The sequence below is a fragment of the Dactylosporangium thailandense genome (genome assembly GCF_059739745.1).
On the sequence record NZ_AP029195.1, the window covers coordinates 130,593 to 150,039 of the forward strand.

Consider the following 19,447-nt stretch of genomic DNA (forward strand, 5'->3'; position numbering starts at 1 on the left):
AGAAGCGCATGACCACCACCGACGTCGAGGCCGAGCTGCGCGAGCTGCTGACCCTGGCCGAGCAGCGGTACGTCGCGAGCAACCCCCGGAGTGAGCGTCGGTTCAGAGACGCGGGGACCGTGCTACCTGGGGGCAACACGCGGACCTCGATCTACTACTCGCCGTTCCCGGTCACGTTCGTGGCGGGGGAGGGACAGTTCCTCACCGACCTCGACGGGCACCGTTACGTCGACCTGCTCGGTGAGTACTCAGCCGGCCTCTACGGCCACTCCGACCCCAGGGTCCTGACGGCCGTGCGCCGAGCCCTCGACGAAGGGCTGTCGTACGGCGGACCCAACAACTATGAGGTGGAGCTGGCGCGGATCATCACGGAGCGGTTCTCCTCCGTCGAGCTGCTGCGGTTCACGAACTCGGGAACCGAGGCGAACCTCTTCGCGATCGGGACCGCCCGCGCGGTGACCGGCCGGAGCAAGGTGTTGGTCTTCGAGAGCGGTTACCACGGAGGCGTGCTGAGCTTCCGCGGCGAGGCGCCTCTGAACGCTCCGTACCCCTACGTCGTGTGCGACTTCAACGACGTGCCCGGGACGTTGGCCGCGATCCGGCAGCACCGTGACGACCTGGCTGCCGTGATCCTCGAGCCGATGCTCGGCGGCGGTGGCGCAGTGCCCGCAACCGCCGAGTTCGTCCGCTCGATCCGTGAGGCGACGACTCGACACGGCGTCGTGCTCATCTTCGACGAGGTGATGACCTCCAGGCTGGCGCCGGGCGGACTGCAGCAACGGTTGGGCGTCGTGCCCGATCTGACGACGTTCGGCAAGTATCTCGGCGCGGGATTCAGCTTCGGCGCGTTCGGTGGCGATCGGCGGCTGATGGAGCGGTTCGACCCGAGTGTCCCGGGCAACCTGTCGCACGCCGGGACGTTCAACAACAACACGGTCACGATGGCGGCCGGCCTGGTGGGACTGCGCGATGTCTTCACGCCCGAGGTGGTCGGTGAGCTGAACGCGCGGGGTGACCGACTCCGGGACCGGCTGAATTCCGTCTTCGCCGAGTTCGGCGTCGCCGTCCAGGCGACCGGTGTCGGCTCCATCCTGGGGCTGCACTTCCAGCGCTCCCCGATAGCCAGCGGTCGCCACATCGACCCGGCGCCCGACAAGCGCGCCCTGCTGCACATCGAGCTCATGCTGCGCGGCTTCTACATTGCCCGCAGGGGCTACCTGGCGCTCGCACTGTCCGTGACCGACGCCGACCTGGCTTCGTTCGTGAATGCCGTGGGTGACGTCGTGTCCACCCATCAGCGCGTGCTCCGCTAGCCCCCTACACACCATCGCCCCCGCCCCGGGAGGCCCGGGGCGGGGGCGATGGTGAGGACCGTGGCCCGGTGTCGCCGTCAGGCGGGCTGGCGGTCCAGGTCGAGCTGGAACAGCTGGATCGCGTTGCCGCGGACGATCTTGTACGTCGTCTCGGCGTCGATTCCGGTGAACTGCTCGGCAAGGTGCTCGAGGGTGTGCGGGTAGGGGCCGTCGGCGTGCGGGAAGTCGACCTCGAACATCAGGTTGTCGATGCCGATCCGATGAGCCTGCTCGATGGCGTGCCGGTCGGCGAAGATGCAGCCGTACATGTTGCGTCGGATGTAGGTGGAGGGCAGCTCCTGCATCTTGACCTCTCCGTGCCCCCACGTGTGGTGGGTGTAGGCGTGATCCATCCGCTCCATCGCGTAGGGGAGCCAGCCGGCCTGGCCCTCCGAGTAGGCGAGCTTGAGGGCCGGGAAGCGGTCGAGCACGCCGGAGAAGATGAAGTCCGCCATCGAGGCGTAGGAGTTGGAGAACTGGAGCGTCGTCGCGACGACGTCGGGTGCATCCGGCGGCATCGGCATCATCTTCGATGACGAGCCGATGTGCATGCAGATGACCGTGCCGGTCTCTTCGCAGGCTGAGAAGAACGGATCCCAGTTGGCGTGGTGAATCGTCGGGAAGCCGAGGTGACCGACGATCTCGCTGAACGTGACCGCACGAGCGCCACGCGCTGCGTTGCGGCGCACCTCGGCCGCGGCGAGCGCGGGATCCCACAGGGGCACGACCGGGAGCGGGATGTGGCGGCCGCCCGAGTCGCCGCACCACTCCTCGACGATGAAGTTGTTGTAGGCCTCCACGCACGCGAGCCCGAAGTCCCGGTCCTTGCTGGTCTGCTCGCTGAGCGCCTGACCGCAGAATCGCGGAAAGGTCGGGAAGGCGAGCGAGGCCTCGACGTGCTGGGAGGTCATCACCTCGAGCCTGGCTCGGGGGTCGTAGCACGCGGGGTGCATCTGGTCGTACGTCGCCGGCTCGTTGCCGCGCATGTCGGCCGTGGTCTCGACGCCGTCGAGGATGAGGATGGGCCGTCTGAGCACGTACGCGGAGTCCCCGAACAGCCAGACGTCCCCCGGGTCCCCGTCCGGGTCTTCGACCAAGCCGCTGAACAGCTTCGACTCCTTGCTGATCAGCCGACGCTCCACCCGCGGCGCCCGGTCCTGGTACTTCGCCGGCAGCCACCTCTGGAACAGCGTCGGGGGCTCGATGATGTGGTCGTCGACGCTGATGATCCTCGGCAGCTCGGTGGTCGTCATCCCAGGTCTCTCCTTCGTTTCTGGACTCGCCTCCTTCGCCAACAATATCTCAGATATCACGTCTCAGCGAGAGCTCTGACGCCCGAGAAGCACGACGTCGCCGAGAGCGGCCACGAGGGCGACCTGCGGGTCCGGCAGCTGGTTTGCCGCGGACGTGCCGCGAAGCTGGCGCACCGCCTGGACGACCCGCTGGATCCGCTGCGACTCCCCGGTGTGCGAGTGCGACATCGTGCCGCCATCCGTCACCACCGGATAGCGACCGGTGACCTCGATGGCGCCGTCGGCGACGAAGTCGGGTCCTTCGCCGACGCCGCAGTACCGGAACGCCTCGAAGTACCTGATGATCTCCCAGCTGAAGTTGTCGTAGAGCTCGAAGACGTCGACGTCCTCACGAGCGAGCCCGGCGCGCGCGAAGGCGCGGTCGGCCGCGTCCCTGCCCAGCATCCCGACCCGTTCATAGGTTGGCGGGTGCGTGTAGCTCGGCCCCCAGCTTTCAGAGCCGCCCCCGAGGACGGCGACGGCGACCCCCGGGAGGTCCTGAGCCCGCTCCGCTGTGGTGAGGACGAGGGCGCTGCCTCCCTCTGCGGTCGTGGCGCACTCGAGCAGGTGGTAGGGGTCCGCGACCATGCGCGAGGCCAGGATGTCCTCCGCTGAGAACGGGCCGCGACCGTAGTAGACAGCCTCCGGGTTCCGCGCGCCGTTGTTCCGGATCACCGCTGCAACAAGAGCAACTTTCGCGGGGTCGACCGAGAACCTGTGCATGTATTCCTTTGCTGACAGGGCGAACTCGGCGGGAGTCATCAGCCCCCAGCACTCGATGAACTCGTTTGAGGGACGGGTCCAGGGCGCCGTGCTCGCGGAGTCCTGGTGGATCCCCGCCTCGCCGGCGGCGACCACGACGACGTCGGTGACGCCGGCCTCGATCGCGGTGGCCGCTTCGAGAACCGACGCGGTGCCCGGCATGGCCCGGCCAGCCCAGAAGTAGGGGATGCCCATCGCGTAGCCGAACTTGCGCGAGCCGTTCTGATAGTCCAGTCCCGGCAGGATGTTGACACCGGTGACGTCTCCCACAGTGAGGCCGGCGTCGCTCAATGCGCCTCGGATCGCGGCCGCGGTCACGGTGTCGGACGTCTCCCCACTCAGCTTCCGAGCCTGTCGCGTATTGAACGCACCCACGATGACGGCCTGCCGGCTTCTCACGGGTGCCGCCCATTCGTCGCTGCGAGTTCGAAGAACGGCAGGACGATGTCCTCGGACTCCTGATGGAACCGGACCCGGACTGCGGCGCCGATCAGGTCCGCTTCCGGCTCGACGTCGACGATGTTCGTGAACATGTCGTACCCCTCCTCCATCCGGATGACGGCCACGACGTACGGCGGGTCGAAGGCCGGGGTCGGCGGCCTCCAGACCACAGTGCAGGTGACGACGTGGCCCCGTCCGGAGGACTCGATCCACTCGTAATCGGCGTCCAGGCAGTGGGGGCAGAAGGCGCTGGGGATGAAGAAGCAACGCGCACAGCTAGAGCAGCGCTGCACGAGGAGTCTTCCGTCGAGGCAGCCGTCCCAGAACGGGCGCGACAGGGCGGTGGGTCGCGGTAGGGGGCGCATGGCGGGGCTCAACCAGCAGGTACGGCGGCGGGTTTCGCCATCGCGTCGAGCAGCTGGTCCATGATGCGGAGTGCGTGGCTCGCGAGGAGAGCGCTCGCGGCGGCGGAGTTGCGGGCGCGCAGGGCGTCGGCGATCTCGAGGTGTTCAAGCGCGTCCGGGACGAAGTCGCGGACCAGGCTGACGTCACGCTGACGCAGTGCCACCGTGAGGACGAACGCGTCTTCGATCGCGGAACGCATGAACTCGTTCCCTGAGGCGTTGGCCACCGCGACGTGGAACTGATGGTCGGTCTGCCTGAAGTTGGCCGGATCGCCGTCCTGTGCGTAGCCCAGGGACTCCGAGGCCCAGCGCGCGACGGCGTCGAGCTGCTCGCCCGTGGCGTGGCGAGCCGCATAGGTCGCGGCGCCCGACTCCAAAACCGCGCGGTACTCGAACGCGTGCCGCACCGACCGGACCGAGGGCAGCGTCACGCGGAGCCCCCGCGACGTCGGCTCGACGAGCCCGATCCGGCGCATCCGCAGCAGTGCTTCCCTGACTGGCGTCTTGCTCACAGTCAGCTCCTTGGCGAGCGTCGCCTCGCTGACCGAGCTGCCGGGTGGCAGCGATGCATCGACGATCCGGTCGCGGATCGCCGCGAACACGAGGTCGGTGAGGTTGTCAGGCCTCTCGATCATGCGGGGACCGCCCTTTCGCCTCGCTCGCGTATGTGCCAGGTCACTTTGAGCATGAGATGCGACATGGCGACGTGTGCTGTATGGGATATCATATCTCAAACCTAGGAGGCTGTCATGAGCTACGCACCACAAGAGGGGACTACCTGGGCCGGCGACCTGGCGGGCCGCGAGCCCCAAGGGCACCTCGCGTTCCTGGGTCGGTTGCGGGTTCTCGAGGTCGGCGACGAGCTGGGTGAGTACTGCGGGAAGGTGCTGGCCGGCCTCGGCGCGGACGTGGTGCGGGTCGAGCCGCCGGGCGGGGCGGAGACCCGGACGTACGGCCCGTTCCTCGACGACCAGCCGCACCCCGACCGGAGCCTGTACTTCTGGCACCACAACCTGGGCAAGCGCTCGATCGTCCTTGACCTCGACTCGGGAAGCGACCAGGAGCGCTTCCGCCGCTTGGCCGCCCAGGCCGATGTGATCCTGGACAGTCGGCCGCGGGGCTACCTCCTCGAACGTGGTCTCGGGTACGCCGTGCTGCGCGAGGCCAAGCCTGGGCTGATCCACGCGAGGATCTCTCCGTTCGGCGACATCGGCCCGTGGCGCGACTACGCCGGCAGCGACCTGGTCCACCTCGCCCTGGGCGGGGTGATGATGAACTGCGGATACGACCCAGACCCCACTGGCGGGTACGACACCCCGCCCATCGCACCCCAGATGTGGCAGGCGTACTACATCGCCGGTGAGATGGCGGCGATGTCGATCCTGGCCGCTCTGACCTACCGGCTCCACACGGGACGAGGGCAGGCACTCTCGACGAGCGTGCACCAGGCAGTCAGCCAGAACACCGAGACCGACCTGCCGGACTGGATCTACCTCAAGCAGGTGCACCGCCGCGTCACGTGCAGGCACTCGACCACCTCCGCTCGCAGTCCGTCGATCGCTCTGACCAAGGACGGTCGCTACGTCCTGCCCTACCGGACCTACGTCCGCTCCCAGGGCGACGAATGGGACGCCACCGTCAAGCTCCTCCGCAAGTACGGCTTCGAGGCCAACTTGGACGACCCCAAGTACGCCACGGACTACCGCAACAGCGATGAGGCGCGCGACCGGTTGGCGTACCAGGTCAACCTCCTCCTCGGGCAGACCCTGTTCGAGCGAGACGTCTGGCGTGACGCGCAGGCACTCAACCTCCCCTGGACGCCGGTGCGGCGCCCCGAGGAGAACGCCACGGACGAGCATTGGTTGCAACGGGGCGCGTTCTTCGACGTCCGGCACCCCGAGCTCGACCGCACGTTCCTCTACACCGGTGGGAAGTGGGTCACGGAGGAGTTCGAGTGGCCGCGGGGACCGCGTCCGCCGCTGGTGGGTGAGCACACCGACGAGGTCGAGGCAGAGTGGAGCCGCGGCCTGCCGGAGCGGCGGCCGGCGTACACGTCGCCCCGGAACGAAGCGACCATCGTCAGCCCGCACGGCAAGCCGTTTGCAATGTCCGGCGTGCGCGTCGTCGACATGAGCTGGATGCTGGCGAGCGCGGGTGCGGGTCGGTTCCTCGCCGCGATGGGTGCCGACGTGGTGAAGGTCGAGCACATCAGCCGACCCGACCGTATGCGGTTCAGCCCGCTCGGCGCCTGTCCGCCCGGAGGCCGCGCCGAGCGGGACGCTGCGGTCGACGCGCTGCCCACGCCGGCATACTTTGGGGACGACGGCAGCCCGAACCGCAGTGGCTCCTTCATGGAGATCAACTCCGGCAAGCGGTCGCTCTCGCTCAACCTGAAGCATCCCGAGTCGCGGAAGATCCTCGAGGACCTGATCCGGAATGCCGACATGGTCGTGGAGGGCTTCTCGCCCGGCACGATGACTCGGATGGGACTCGGCTACGGCCGGCTCCGCGAGCTCAACCCCCGCATCATCTACGTGCAGCAGAGCGGCCTGGGCGAACGGGGGAGCTACGGCCAGGTGCGCACCTTCGGCCCGAGCGCTCAGGCGATCTCGGGGATGAGCGACATGTCCGGGCTACCGGCACCGTTCCCGCCGGCGGGGATCGGCTACTCGTACCTGGACTGGTTCGGGGCATACAACATGGCGACGGCGATGCTCGCTGCGCTCTACCGTCGAGACGTCACGGGGCTGGGCTGCCATATCGACGCCTCCCAGGGCGAGACGGGCCTTTACCTCACCGGGACCGCGATCCTGGACAAGACCGCCAACGGCCGGGACTGGGCTCGCTACGGCAACGGTTCGCCGTACAAGCAAGCCGCTCCTCACGGCGCGTTCCCCACCCAGGGCGACGACCGGTGGCTCGCGCTGGCGGCGTTCACCGAAGCCCACTGGTACGACGTGACCGACGTGCTCGGCCTCCAGGAGCTGCGCGACGACCACCGGTTCACCAGACTGGCGGACCGGATCAAGCACGCCGACGCGCTCGACCGGCTCGTGGCCGAGACGACCCGGGTTCGGGACGGCTTCGAGCTCATGCACGAGCTGCAAGCGCGAGGAGTGCCCGCTGGCGTGTGCCAGACCGCGCAGGACCGCTACGAGTCGGACCCGCAGCTGGATGCACTCGGCTGGCTGGTCGAGCTGGACCAGAGCGAGCTCGGCCGCTGGCCGGTCAAGGAGCATCCGACCTGGTTCTCCGAGACGCCCACCTACATCGGCGGCCGGTACGACCGGTCCGGACCGAGCTACGGCGAGGACACCGACCGGGTGCTGGAGGATCTCGCCGGGCTCGAAGCCGACCGGATCGCCGAGCTCCGGGCCGACGGAGCGCTCTGACCCGCCCGGATCGGCTCAGCCGAGGCGGACTGTCTCGATCACCGAGGTGCAGGTCCGGGCGGCGATGGCTTCGGCTCCGCCTACGCAGCTGAGGACGAAGAGGGTCCGACCGTCGTGACCGCCAAGAGCGCAAGCCAGCGGCATCCGGTCGGTGAAGTCCACGACGTCGGCGACAGCGCCGCCCTCGAGGACCCGCCGGCAGTCGGACGTCCACGGCGACGCGCACCAGATCCCACCGGCCGGGTCGGCCGCAATCCCGTCGGCGCTGCCCGGGGCGAGGTCGGCCCACGGTCGGCGCGCGGAGAGCGAGCCGTCCGGACCTCGGTCGTACGCCGTCAGCCGTTGGGCCGGGAACTCGGCGACGACATAGGTGTTGCCCCCATCGAGGAGGGCCGGCCCGTTGGGGGCGTCGAGCCGCTCGGCGACGACCCTGGCGCTGCCATCCGGCTCGACCAGGATCACGACGCCGTCCGCGGCAACGGGTCGCGGCTCAGTGCTCGTCGAGCAGCGGCTGAGGGAGCCCGCGGTTCACAGCCCCGCCATGGCTGCTACCGCGTCGAGCGCGTGCAGGGTCTGGTCAGGGGTCGGCGGCGGGGCCGACAGGGTCGCCACTCCGACCGCGGCCCAGTCCTCCAGCGGGATGCGGGTACCCGGGTGGTTGTAGAGCAGGACCATCAGCCGTTCGACGCCGGCCGCGGCGTACGCCTCACGGATGTCCTCGCTGGGGTCGCGCACGCCGACCGTGATCGACACCTTGCCGGGGTCCCGGCCGATCCGTGTGCACTCGGCATCGAGCGCTGCCCGGAACTCGGCTACCTGTGCCGGTGTTACGCCGGTGGCGAGCCACCCGTCGGCCCACGCGGCGATACGGCTCGCGGCGACCGGCGTGGGCTGCGCGCCCACGATCACCGGGGGATGCGGGCGTTGCCGGGGCCGTGGATCGCAGACCATCTCCGGGAACGTGACCAGATCTCCGTCGTACCTCGCCGACTCGTTTGCCCACAGCTCCTTCATCGCCGCGACGGCCTGGATGGTGTAACCCCAGGGCTTGGCGGCCGCCGCCGGGTTGTGGAGCTCGGTGACCTCGCGGAGCCATCCGGTGCCGAGGCCGAACAGGAAGCGGCCCCCGCTGAACGCGTCCAGGGTCGAGACGGCCTTGGCGAGGGTGAGCGGCGGGTGCTCCGGCACAAGGCAGACTCCGGTGGCCACCCGAAGCCTGCTGGTGACGGCGGCCATCATGCTGAGGACGACGAACGGATCGGCCATCTGGTGGTAGACGTCGGGGATCTCTCCCCCGGTCATGGGGAAGGCGATGCCCGGGTGCTTGGGCACGACGGTGTGCTCGGGAGCCCAGTACGACTCGAACCCCCGGGCCTCGAGCTCCTGTGCCAGGGTGACGGCGTCGATCGTGTGCGTCGTGACAGCGAGCTGTGCGCCGATCTTCATTCGCATGACTCTCCGGCGCGAAGCTCCTGGCCGACCAGCGTGACGTCTCGCAGAGCAGAACGACCGGACCGCGTTCCGACATGTTCTGTGTGCCGGAACGAAGTCGTGGAGCCGCGTCCCGGCTGGTGCTTGACTCCGAGCACCGGGCGTCCGCCGGGCTCACGGGTTGCGGCACTGGGGCGCGCCTTTGGACGACGCTGGAGGCGAGACTGTGAAGATCGGCGTTCACCTCAACTTTCAGAACTACGACGACTGGGACCGCTTCCTCGCGAAGGCGCCCGGCCCGCCGAAGGTCACCGACCAGCAGATCTACGACGAGGAGATCGCGCTGGCCGAACTCGTCGAGCCGCTCGGCTTCGACTCGTACTGGGCGATCGACCACCACTTCACGCCGTACGTCATGACCGGCGGCGCGCTGCAGCACCTGACCTTCATGGCCGGCCGGACCAGCAACATCGACTTCGGCACGATGATCGTGGTGCTGCCCTGGTACGACCCGCTCGTGGTCGCCGACCAGATCAGTGCGCTGGACAACCTGCTGCAGGGCCGCCAGCTCACGCTCGGCATGGGCCGGGGTGCCGCGATCCGGGAGTTCGACGCGTTCCGCGTGCCCATGAGTGAGGCGCGCAGCCGCTTCAACGAGACCCTGGAGATCCTCCGCAAGGCGATGTCCAGCGAGTGGTTCTCGCACGAGGGCGAGCACTTCACCATCCCGGAGACCACCATCCGTCCGTCCTTCCGCAACCCGCAGCGCCTGATGGACCGGATGCGGATCGCCTGGACCAGTCCCGAGACGCTTCCGATCGCCGCCAACGCCGGGCTCGGCATGCTGATGACCAACCAGAAGAGCTGGGACGACTACGCCGGCGACGTCGCCGCGTTCAACAGCATCAGGGCGGGCAACGGTCTCGAGCCGACCCAGCCCACGGTGGTGATCCGGATGGTGTGCGCGGAGACCGAGGAGGAGGCGTGGAAGGCGATGAGGGTGCACTCCCTTGAGGCCGGGGAGAGCAGCAAGCACCACTACCAGTTCGACGACCCGGAGCGGTTCAAGAACACCAAGGGGTACGAGCAGTACGCCAAGCTGAGCAACGCCATCACCGACCAGGAGACGCTGGCCGAGAAGAGTGCGCGGCCGCAGGCCTACGGCACACCGGACCAGGTCTTCGAGAAGCTCAAGGAGATCCAGGCCAAGACCAGCGCCGACGAGTTCGTCCTCAACGTCCGGTTCGGCGCGATGCCGATCGAGCAGGCCGAGCGTTCGCTGCGGCTGTTCGCCAAGGAGGTTCTGCCGCGGCTCCACGAGCTGGAGACCCCGCTGGCGGACAACATGCGCGGGGCGGTCGATGGCGAGGCGCACGTGGCGTTCGGCGGGACCGAAGAGCCGACCCGGCTGGGTTTGTGAACCAGGCGCCTGCACGGAGGTCGACACGCCGATGACCAGCGACTACTTCAAGACGCTCTACGCCCGAGCGGTCGAGGCGGGCGACAGCCTGGATATGCTGTGGGACGAGCGGCGGATGCCGTTCGGCTCGATCGAGAGCAGGGTGACCGATCTGCTCGACATGCGCGGACGCAAGGTGGTGATCACCGGCGGTGGCGGCAAGGGGTTGGGCCAGGCCTGTGCCAACCGCTTCGCCGGGCTCGGCGCGGACGTCGCCTTGGTGGACATCGAGGTCGACTCGGCCGACGTCAGCGGCAGCATGCCGAACTACGTCGGGCCCGACCCGCACGGTGTCGCCGCGAGCGTGTCCGAGAAGTGGGGAACCCGCGCCTTCGGGGTGTACGGGAACGCCACCGACTGGGACGACATCCAGCGGTGGATGGCGGAGTGCGACGACCTGCTGGGCGGGATCGACGTGCTGGTCAACAGCGCGGTCGACGTCGCCGTCGTCGACTTCAGCATCGCCAGCCGCGAGGACATCGACAGGTCGCTGCGCGGCACCATGGCCGGACCGATGTACGCCAGCCGCGCCGTGCTCGACTACATGATCCCGCAGGGGCGCGGCCATATCATCAACATCGGGAGCGCCTCCGCGAACACGCCGACCGCGCCGCGGAACCTCCTCTACGGCACGGGCAAGAGCTGGCTCGCGTCGTTCACCAAGTTCCTGGCGGCGGAGGCGATCCAGCACGGCATTCGGGTGAACGGGGTGAACCCGGGCTCGATGGTGCGGACCAAGGCGAAGATCCCGGCCTTCAACGACATGTGGTTCTACGCCATGATCCGCAACCAGCTGGGCCGTTACCTGCTGCACGAGGAGACCGCGAACGTGGTGGCGTTCCTGGCCTCCGACGCGGCGAGCGCCATGGTGGGGGAGGTCGTCGGCAGCGACGGCGGCGCCTCGCTCTGACCACCGAGGGTGCTCGCCGCGTCGCGGCACCCGTGCCTGGTCAGGGACCCAGCAGGTTGGCGCGGAGGTGCTGACGGACGAGCCGCTCGGTCTCCGGCCAGTTCTCCGGCAGCAGGGCGCCGTGGGTCTGCGGCAGGCGCCGCACGGTCACGGTGACCCCGTCGTCGACCAGCCGCTGGGCGAAAGCCTGGCCCTCGTCGCGCAGGACGTCGTAGTCGCCGAGCACGAACAGGGCCGGCGGCAAGCCGCGGAGGGTCGCGGCGTGCGCCGGGGAGGCGTACGGGTGGTGGGCGTCGGCCGGGGTGGCCAGGTACATGTCCCACATCTCCAGCGCGTGTTGGCGGGTCATCGTGTAGCCCTCGGCGAGCTGACGCATCGAGGCGGTGTTGCAGCTGCTGTCGGTGACCGGGATGTGCAGCACCAGCGCGGACAGGGCCGGGCCCTCGCGGTCGCGTGTCATCAACGCGACCGCGGCGGCGAGGGTCCCGCCCGCGCTGCTGCCGCCGACCGCGATCCTGCTCGTGTCCGCGCTGAGCTGACCGGCGTTCGCGGCGACCCAGGTCAGCGCCGCGTAGCAGTCCTCGACCGGGACCGGGAACTTGTGGGTCGGGGCCATCCGGTAGTCCACGTCGACGACCACCACGCCGAGCTTGAGGGCGCGCGCGCCGAGCACCGGGGCGCTGAGTCGCAGCATCTCGAGTCCGCCGCCGATCCAGAAGCCACCGCCGTGGAAGTTGAGCTGGGCTGGCGCGTCGTGGGCGCCGAGGGGACGGTAGACGATCGCGTCGATCGCGCCCGCCGTGCACGGGCCGCAGCCCGCCCAGCCGCAGGTCCCGGTGACGGGGATGCGGACGTCGGTGACCTCGACCCCGTCCGGGGCGGGTGCACCGCCGCCGCTCATCTGCACGGTCTGGTCCTGCTGCCGTTGCCGCTCCTGGGTGACGTCGGCGAACCACGCGTCGCGTTCGGCCGGGTTGCTCGGGGGCTGCCGGACGGCCGGAGCCGGGTTCGCTTCGACGTGAGGCCGGATCTGCTCGATGATCTCGCGAAGCCGCGGATCGGTTACCAACTCCATGGACGCCGATGATAGGCAACGTAGACCATATATTCCATACCAGATCTCATATCTCACAGGCCGTTCGCGTCGCCAGCCACGCCATCCCGAAGCGGTCCCGGAACATCGTCGGTACGACGGGGTTCCGGGACCGCGGGCCGTAGCGGCCCACCGGGTAGCCGACCGGGATGGTCGCGCCGATTTCGAAGTTCGACGGGATGCCGAAGTGCTCCCGGACGGCGGGTTCGTTCTCGAGGTGGTCCGTGGTCATGGCCGCGCCGAGGCCGAGGCCGCGCGCCGCGGGTAGCGGAACCACCGCCGGTCCTCGAGCGCCGTGACGACGAGGAACTTCTACAGTTGGCGGTTGCCCGCACTCGGCGCGCGCGTGGCGTAGTGGATGAGCCGCTCGATGTGGGCGTCCAGCAGGGGATCCGGGCTGAGCCGGCGGATTGAGCGACAGGTCTCCATCGCCTCGAAGAGGTCGAACTCCTCGTTCATGCGGGGGACTCTCCACTGGCTGGGTCCCGGCTCCAGCGATGGTTCCGAGGAAGTCTCAGGGCGGCGAACCGGGTCTCGCCGTCCATCGAGCTCTTGTGGCCCTGCCCCTCGAAGTCCTCGACGAGGCAGACGTCGCCGGCTCGCAGGGTCCGGCGGCCGCCGTAGCCGCCCACCTCGAGCTCGAAGCCGCCGGCCAACACGACGACCAGGCTCACCGCGGGCTCGGTGTGCCAGCCGGAGCGCAGGGACGGCGACAGAGACACGAACGTCAGCGCGTCGACGTCCTGGGAGGGCGCAGGCGGTTCCGCGAAGAGCTCGTTGAACGGCGCCAGGTGCGCTCGCTCGCCGTCGGAGGTCATCCGCAGGACTCGCGGGGCGGTCCAGGCCGATCGCCGCCCCTCATCGAGGGCGGGCGGCACGGTGCCGACGGGCAGCCACTCCGGCTCGACCTCCACATCGAGGTAGGAGCACGGCGTTTCCGCCATCACCCGTGCCGGTGCCCCGAGCGGCTCGGGCGCGTCCAGGAAGAGCACGTCGCCGGCGCCGAGCCGGGCTCGCATTTCGGGGACGCTCACCACGAGCGATCCCGAGACCAGCACGAGGAGCCGCCGCGGGCTAGGGCCATCGACCACCTCTAGCGTCCCCGCGGGGCCGCTCACGGCGCGCACCCGCCGGACCGCCGCGGCCATGTCCGGCTGGGGTGCCCGCTCCTGATCGGCAGGTGTGGCGCTCGGCCCCTGGGCGAGGAACGGGAGGGCCAGCGACTCCAGCCGGGGGAGCCCCTGACCGTCACTGCCAACACGAAGTGTCTTCAAGGTTCCTCCGTCAGGCTCTGGTGCAACGTACGATATCTCATGTACCGTACGGTGCCCTACGGCACTGTGACGTGAATCGCACGCGCAGCCGGGACAGGCGGGCGACCGTCTACTGATCCGAAAGGTGACACAGTGAGGACATCCAAGTTCGCGGCGGGAGTCGTTCTCGCCGCCCTGCTCGCTGTGAGCTCTGCTTGTGGAAGCGACTCGGCGGACAAGCCCGTCGCGACCGACTCGAAGTCCTCGGCCGCGCTGCCGACGGGAACGTCGGCGGACGAGTCGAAGTCCCCGGTCACGGTCGGCTTCCACAATCTCGAGGGCGGCTCCATCTCGCTCCCCGACGTCCGTATCGGCTTCGAGGCCGGCGTGAAGTACGTCAACGAGCGCCTGGGGGGCATCAACGGCCACCCGCTCGAGGCGATCGACTGCAAGACCGACGGTAGTCCGGAGGCGTCGGTCAACTGCGCCAACCGGTTCGTCGAGAAGAAGGCCGTGCTGGCCGTGCAGGGCGCCGACTTCGGTGCCGACGCCATGCTCCCCGTGCTCAAGTCCGCCGGGCTCGCCGAGCTCGGCAGCTTCCCGCTGACCCCCGGCATGAACTCCGCCGTGGGCGACGCCTTCTTCTTCGAGTACTCCGCCCAGGAGGGCTACGCAGGCAACCTCGTCCAGCTGCAGAAGCTCCACGCCGAGAAGATCGCCGTACTGATGGTCGACAACCCGGCCAGCCACGAGACGTACGACAAGGTCATCGAGCCCGCCGGCAAGAAGCTGGGCCTTCAGGCCAAGGTGTTCTACGTGCCCGCCCAGTCCGACTGGACGGTGCAGGCGGCCACGGTACTCGCCTGGAAGCCGGACGCCATCGCCGGCTACATCGCCGCCGACGCGCTGGCAGCTCTGCCGGCCTTCCGGACCGCCGGGTTCAGGGGCTACTTCACCGCGGGGTCGAACGTCGAGATCATCCCGCAGCTCGACGCGTCCGTGCTCAAGAAGACGATCTTCAACTCTCCGTACTACCTGCCGGAGTTCCCGGAAATCCCGAAGGACGTGCAGCCCGACATCGACGCCTTCAACACCTACGCCAAGTCGGGCATCGGCAAGACCAGCAGCATCAGCCAGCGTCAGAACGGCTTCTATGTCGCGCTCGTCGCGGCGCGGGCGCTCACCGACTTGGCCGAGAAGGCCGATCCCTTGACGGCCGAGGCGGTCCACCGGGGTCTGGCCACCTCGAAGGGTGATCGCCAGCCGTTCCGCACCAACGGCTGGGACTGCTCGAAGCCCTCGTGGCCCGGCACGACCGCCTGCGGCACCGGTGGCATCAACGCCGAGCCGAACGACGGCGGGCTCCTCGTGCCGCTGTCCGGCCAGCCCGTCGACATCTCCGCGGTCCTGCCGTAGCGGTGCCGTCATGTCGAGTGACCAACTGAGAGGTGCGTAGTGGACCAGATCCTCTTGTTCCTCGTGCTCGGCCTGGGGGCCGGGGCGGTATTCGCCGCCCTGACCCTCGGGATCGTTTTGACCTATCAGGGCACGGGAATGATCAACTTCGCCGCGGCTGCGATGGCTGCGGTGCCTATGTACGTCTACGAGGAGCTGCGGCACGGGAGACTCACGCTGCCGGTCCCATGGCTGCCCTCGTTCGAGGTGGGGGAGACACCCACCTCGCTGGCCGTGGCCATCGCGGTGGCCACGGCCGGTGTGCTGGGGGCGCTCGTCGAGCTGACGGTCTCGAGGCCGATGCGGAAGGCGCCGCCGCTGGCGAAGGTGGTCGCGGCGGTCGGGATCCTGCTAACGCTCCAAGCCGCCGTCGGGCTCAAGTACGACACCAAGCCCCGGCTCAGAGGCGTGTCCCTCCCTCAGGGAGTGGTGGAGTTCGCCGGGGTCAACCTCGCCGAGGACCGCCTGTGGCTGATCGGCATCACCGTGGTGCTGTCAGCGGCGCTCGCCGTGTGGTTCAAGAAGTCCCGAATGGGGCTGGCGATCCAGGCCTCCGCGGAAGACGAGCGCGCGGCCGGATTCGCCCGATTGTCGCCGTCAGCGACCGGCCTGGTCACCTGGACCGTGTCGTCGATGTTCACGGCCTTCATCCTGGTGCTTGCCGGCCCCGCCACCGGGACACTGTCACCGCAGACCATGCCGCTTCTCGTGGTCCCGGCACTGGCCGGTGCTCTCCTCGCCCGAATGAGCTCGCTCCCGCTGGGCCTGTTAGGTGCCATGGCGCTCGGTGTGGCCCAGGCCGAGCTCCTCTACCTATCCAACAACATGGAATGGTGGCCGGACTGGGCGAAGCAAGGGCTCACCAACGTGGTTCCGTTCGTCGTAATCGTCGTGGCGCTCTTCGCGCTCGGGCGCTCGATCCCCACACGCGGGGACGATGTCCGGACGGCCTTGCCGACTGTGACGCTCCCGCGCAACCGACCCCGCACAGTGGCGATCTGGTTCATTCTCGGCGTGCTCGGCCTACTGCTCACGTCCGGTACCTATCGGTTCGGCCTCATCACTAGCCTGGCCGTGTCGCTGATCATGCTTTCCCTTGTGCTGCTGACCGGCATGCTCGGCCAGATCTCGCTGGCCCAGGCGGCCTTCGCTGGCGTTGCCGGCATCGCATTGTCCAAGTTCGGTGACTCGGTGCCCTTCCCGTTCTCGCTCCTCATCGCAGCGACGCTCGCCGCCGTGGCGGGCGTCCTTGTCGGGATCCCGGCGCTGCGCATTCGCGGCGCTCAGCTCGCCGTAGTCACCCTGGCGGCGGCTCTAACGCTCCAAGACTTCGTCATCAACAACCCGCAGCTCGTCTCCGCTACTGGCAACTTCATCCCCGACCCGTCAATCTTCGGATGGGACCTGTCGGTGCGCGGCGGCGAGAGTGTCGCGCGTCTGCCCTTCGGCATCATGGTGCTTGTCATCGTCGTGCTCGCCTTTGTCTGCGTGGGGAACCTCTTGCGCGGGGGCACCGGCCGCACGATGCTCGCGATTCGCTCGAACGAGCGCGCTGCCGCGGCCGTCGGCATCAACGTCCCTCGTGTCAAACTGGCGGCGTTCGCAGCATCCTCGTTCCTGGCCGGACTCGCCGGCGCGCTCATCGGCTACAGCCGGGGTCAGCTGTCTGCCGATTCCTTCGGCGTGTTCGTCGGACTGGGATTCCTCGCTATAGCCTACATGACCGGCATTACCAGCGTAGCGGGTGCCGTAGTCGGCGGGCTCGGTGCGACCCTTGGCATTGTTTATGTGTTCGTGGACCAGAACCTGCACGTCGGCAAGTACTACCTACTTATCTCCGGTTTCTCGCTGCTACTGACGGTCCTGTTCAACCCCGTCGGCGTCGCGGGCAAGACCCGCGAAGACTACGAAAAGTTGCGTACCCGATTCCGGCCGAGCAAGGAGCATGCCAAGTTCGTCCTTGGGACGAATGTGCGATCCGACGCTGCCGAGTCCGCGGCCGCGCGGCAGGTTGGCGACGTGATCCTTTCTGCTCGCGACATCACGGTCCGGTATGGCGGCGTCGTCGCCGTATCCGACGTTCAGGTCGACGTGCGGGCCGGGGAGATTGTCGGCCTGATCGGCCCGAACGGCGCTGGCAAGACAAGCTTGGTCGATGCCCTGACTGGTTTCACTCGCAGTTCCGGGGAGGTGGCTCTCGCTGGGGAGCGGCTTGATGGCCGCCCCGCGCATGAACGCGCACGCCGTGGCTTGGTCAGGACCTGGCAGGCTGGCGAGCTGTTCGAAGACCTGACCGTCGCCGATAACGTCCGGGTCGCGCAGGAGACGGGCAACGAGGCCCTGGGCATGCTGCGCGACACCCTCCGCCCCACCTCTCCTCCGGCCGCCGAAGTAGATCAGGCGCTGGCGCTGATGTCGCTGACCGACGTCGCGGACCGCAGGCCGTCGGAACTGCCCCTCGGCCGGCAGAAGGCAGTCGGCATGGCCCGCGCCCTGGCGATGCGGCCGCAAGTGCTGCTGCTCGACGAGCCAGCTGCGGGACTGGACAGCGAGGAAAGCCGAGTCTTTGGTGACCAACTACGTCGGATAGCCGCGACAGGGATGGCCTGTCTACTCATCGACCACGACATGCACCTGGTGATGAGCGTCTGCGACCGCGTGTACGTCATCGAGTTTGGCAAGCAGATCGCCCACGGCACTCCTGACGAGGTGCGCAACGACCCACGTGTCCTCGAGTCCTACCTGGGAAGCCAGTCGTTCGAAACCGTCGACATCGCGACTGAGGTCGGGATCGACAAAGAGGAGGTCGGATCGTGACCGCACTCATCGAGACCCGAGGACTCACGTGCGGCTACGGAAAGCTGCCCGTCGTCCGTGACCTCGATCTGAGGGTCGAGGCCGGCGAGGTCGTGTGTCTCCTCGGGGCTAACGGAGCCGGCAAGACGACCAGCATGCTGACGATCGCCGGTGCCCTCCCGAAGCTGGGCGGAACCGTCGACGTCTGCGGCATGGCGACGCCCGCGGCGTCCTACGTCGTAGCACGCCGCGGCCTCGCGCTTGTGCCCGAGGGCCGGGGGCTCTTCTACCGCCTCACCGTGGCGGATAACCTCCGCCTGCGCTGGCACCGCCGCTCGACGGTCTCTCTTGAGGAGGTTCTCGGCCACTTCCCCGTGCTAGAGAACTTGATGGATAGGCGCGCGGCGCTGCTGTCCGGCGGTGAGCAGCAGATGCTGGCTCTCGCCGGAGCTCTGATCGCCGACCCAAAAGTCATTCTCCTCGACGAGATGAGTCTGGGTCTGGCCCCGATCATCGTCGAACGGCTGCTCCCGATCGTGCGGAGCATCGCCGACGAAAAGGGCATGGGCGTGCTCCTCGTCGAGCAACACATCCTCGCCGCCCTGTCCGTCGCGGACCGCGGCTACGTAATGGCGCACGGCTCCGTGGTCGCCGAGGGCACGGTAGAGGAACTTCGCCGCGACGCGGAGCTGCTCGAGGCGAGCTATCTCGGCGAGAAGTCGAGCATCGACTCCGCGATCGCCGAGGGACTGGTGTGAGGACGACTGAGATGACCAGGGACACTCCGTACTTCAACGACACCCATCCGACGCCGGAGGTGCTGCGGCGGACCTTCGGCACGTTCCCGAGCGGCGTGGTGGCGCTGTGTGGCACGACACCGGACGGGGAGACCGTCGGCATGGCCATCAGCGCCTTCATCCCGGTCTCGCTCGACCCCCCGCTGATCGGCGTCGCGGTCCAGAACACCTCGCGGACCTGGGCAGTGCTGCGTGAGCTCCCGTCGTTGGGCGTCAGCGTGCTCGCCGCCAACCAGCAGCTCGAGGCTCGACAGCTGGCTGCGCGCGAGGGCAACCGGTTCACGGGCATCGACCTCGGCAACGTCACCGAAGGGGGTGCCGTCTTCCTCGCCGATTCGGTGTCGCGGTTCGACTGCGTTCCCGAGAGCGAGACGCCGGCCGGTGACCACAGCATGGTCCTGCTCCGGATCCGGGCCGTGAGCCTGTCGTACGACGTGGCGCCGCTGGTGTTCCACCAGAGCGCCTTCGTCACCTTGAGCCCGCTCGGCGAGGCCGACATCACCTGAGTCGGCCGCGCCCCAGATCCGTTCAGCCCGCCGGAACCGGGCGATGGCCCGATCGCCCGTTCCGGTGGAGGGTGGACGGCGGACGGTGACCACGACCGCAAGTC

Annotated in this window: 17 protein-coding genes and 1 pseudogene; 8 read left to right on the top strand and 10 right to left on the bottom strand. The window is 68.5% G+C overall.

Features of this window, described 5'->3' with window-relative positions:
* Positions 1-8: 8 nt before the first annotated feature.
* A complete protein-coding gene (locus tag AC6JBM_RS00495) occupies positions 9-1,313 on the top strand; it encodes an aspartate aminotransferase family protein (protein ID WP_497981626.1) in 1,305 nt (434 codons plus the stop codon).
* A gap of 77 nt (positions 1,314-1,390) precedes the next feature.
* Here AC6JBM_RS00495 and AC6JBM_RS00500 read toward each other — a convergent pair whose 3' ends face one another.
* The 4 genes from AC6JBM_RS00500 to AC6JBM_RS00515 all read right to left on the bottom strand — a co-directional run bounded on the left by AC6JBM_RS00500 (position 1,391) and on the right by AC6JBM_RS00515 (position 4,853).
* The gene (locus AC6JBM_RS00500; protein WP_497981627.1) at positions 1,391-2,605 is read right to left on the bottom strand and encodes an amidohydrolase family protein; all 1,215 of its coding nucleotides are present in this window, start codon (positions 2,603-2,605) and stop codon (positions 1,391-1,393) included.
* Positions 2,606-2,668: 63 nt separating this feature from the next.
* On the bottom strand, positions 2,669-3,805 hold the full coding sequence (locus AC6JBM_RS00505; RefSeq protein ID WP_497981628.1) for a thiolase family protein: 1,137 nt from the start codon (positions 3,803-3,805) through the stop codon (positions 2,669-2,671).
* Positions 3,802-4,212, bottom strand: coding sequence for a Zn-ribbon domain-containing OB-fold protein (locus AC6JBM_RS00510; RefSeq protein ID WP_497981629.1), 411 nt, complete (start codon positions 4,210-4,212; stop codon positions 3,802-3,804). The genes AC6JBM_RS00505 and AC6JBM_RS00510 overlap by 4 nt, the downstream gene beginning before the upstream one ends.
* Positions 4,213-4,220: 8 nt before the next feature.
* Positions 4,221-4,853: a GntR family transcriptional regulator gene (locus AC6JBM_RS00515; RefSeq protein WP_497981630.1), complete on the bottom strand. Its 633-nt coding sequence runs from the start codon at positions 4,851-4,853 to the stop codon at positions 4,221-4,223.
* A 147-nt stretch (positions 4,854-5,000) separates the two neighbouring features.
* On the opposite strand from AC6JBM_RS00515, the gene AC6JBM_RS00520 reads away from it, so the two are divergent.
* Entirely contained in the window at positions 5,001-7,643 is a 2,643-nt protein-coding gene (locus AC6JBM_RS00520) for a CaiB/BaiF CoA transferase family protein (RefSeq protein ID WP_497981631.1), read from the top strand.
* A gap of 15 nt (positions 7,644-7,658) precedes the next feature.
* On the opposite strand, the pseudogene AC6JBM_RS00525 reads toward AC6JBM_RS00520, so the two are convergent.
* Together AC6JBM_RS00525 and AC6JBM_RS00530 are read right to left on the bottom strand one after the other, a co-directional pair.
* Positions 7,659-8,111: pseudogene (locus AC6JBM_RS00525) on the bottom strand (SMP-30/gluconolactonase/LRE family protein); the annotation flags it as partial.
* Positions 8,112-8,171: 60 nt separating this feature from the next.
* Positions 8,172-9,089 (bottom strand): TIGR03619 family F420-dependent LLM class oxidoreductase, encoded by a 918-nt coding sequence (locus tag AC6JBM_RS00530; RefSeq protein ID WP_497981632.1) that lies wholly within the window; start codon positions 9,087-9,089, stop codon positions 8,172-8,174.
* Between the two features lie 211 nt (positions 9,090-9,300).
* On the opposite strand from AC6JBM_RS00530, the gene AC6JBM_RS00535 reads away from it, so the two are divergent.
* Positions 9,301-10,494 (top strand): LLM class flavin-dependent oxidoreductase, encoded by a 1,194-nt coding sequence (locus tag AC6JBM_RS00535; protein WP_497981633.1) that lies wholly within the window; start codon positions 9,301-9,303, stop codon positions 10,492-10,494.
* A 31-nt stretch (positions 10,495-10,525) separates the two neighbouring features.
* Entirely contained in the window at positions 10,526-11,443 is a 918-nt protein-coding gene (locus AC6JBM_RS00540; protein ID WP_497981634.1) for an SDR family NAD(P)-dependent oxidoreductase, read from the top strand.
* Positions 11,444-11,483: 40 nt separating this feature from the next.
* Here the strand turns inward: AC6JBM_RS00540 and AC6JBM_RS00545 are convergent, their stop codons facing one another.
* From AC6JBM_RS00545 to AC6JBM_RS00560, 4 genes are read right to left on the bottom strand one after another with little or no spacing between them, the layout of a single operon-like run.
* Positions 11,484-12,518: an alpha/beta hydrolase gene (locus AC6JBM_RS00545; protein ID WP_497981635.1), complete on the bottom strand. Its 1,035-nt coding sequence runs from the start codon at positions 12,516-12,518 to the stop codon at positions 11,484-11,486.
* A gap of 46 nt (positions 12,519-12,564) precedes the next feature.
* Positions 12,565-12,813: a nitroreductase family protein gene (locus AC6JBM_RS00550; RefSeq protein ID WP_497981636.1), complete on the bottom strand. Its 249-nt coding sequence runs from the start codon at positions 12,811-12,813 to the stop codon at positions 12,565-12,567.
* 35 nt (positions 12,814-12,848) lie between these two features.
* Positions 12,849-12,995 carry a nitroreductase family protein gene (locus tag AC6JBM_RS00555; RefSeq protein ID WP_497981637.1) on the bottom strand — a complete coding sequence of 49 codons (147 nt, stop codon included), beginning with the start codon at positions 12,993-12,995 and terminating at the stop codon, positions 12,849-12,851.
* The gene (locus AC6JBM_RS00560) at positions 12,992-13,810 is read right to left on the bottom strand and encodes a cupin domain-containing protein (protein ID WP_497981638.1); all 819 of its coding nucleotides are present in this window, start codon (positions 13,808-13,810) and stop codon (positions 12,992-12,994) included. Before AC6JBM_RS00560 ends, AC6JBM_RS00555 begins: the two co-directional genes overlap by 4 nt.
* A gap of 132 nt (positions 13,811-13,942) precedes the next feature.
* On the opposite strand from AC6JBM_RS00560, the gene AC6JBM_RS00565 reads away from it, so the two are divergent.
* Genes AC6JBM_RS00565 through AC6JBM_RS00580 form a run of 4 tightly spaced genes read left to right on the top strand, consistent with a single transcriptional unit; the run spans position 13,943 to position 19,343 of the window.
* Positions 13,943-15,205: an ABC transporter substrate-binding protein gene (locus AC6JBM_RS00565; protein WP_497981639.1), complete on the top strand. Its 1,263-nt coding sequence runs from the start codon at positions 13,943-13,945 to the stop codon at positions 15,203-15,205.
* Between the two features lie 39 nt (positions 15,206-15,244).
* On the top strand, positions 15,245-18,061 hold the full coding sequence (locus tag AC6JBM_RS00570) for an ABC transporter permease subunit (protein WP_497981640.1): 2,817 nt from the start codon (positions 15,245-15,247) through the stop codon (positions 18,059-18,061).
* On the top strand, positions 18,058-18,798 hold the full coding sequence (locus tag AC6JBM_RS00575; protein ID WP_497981641.1) for an ABC transporter ATP-binding protein: 741 nt from the start codon (positions 18,058-18,060) through the stop codon (positions 18,796-18,798). The genes AC6JBM_RS00570 and AC6JBM_RS00575 overlap by 4 nt, the downstream gene beginning before the upstream one ends.
* 11 nt (positions 18,799-18,809) lie before the next feature.
* Positions 18,810-19,343 carry a flavin reductase family protein gene (locus AC6JBM_RS00580; RefSeq protein WP_497981642.1) on the top strand — a complete coding sequence of 178 codons (534 nt, stop codon included), beginning with the start codon at positions 18,810-18,812 and terminating at the stop codon, positions 19,341-19,343.
* Positions 19,344-19,447: the final 104 nt, after the last annotated feature.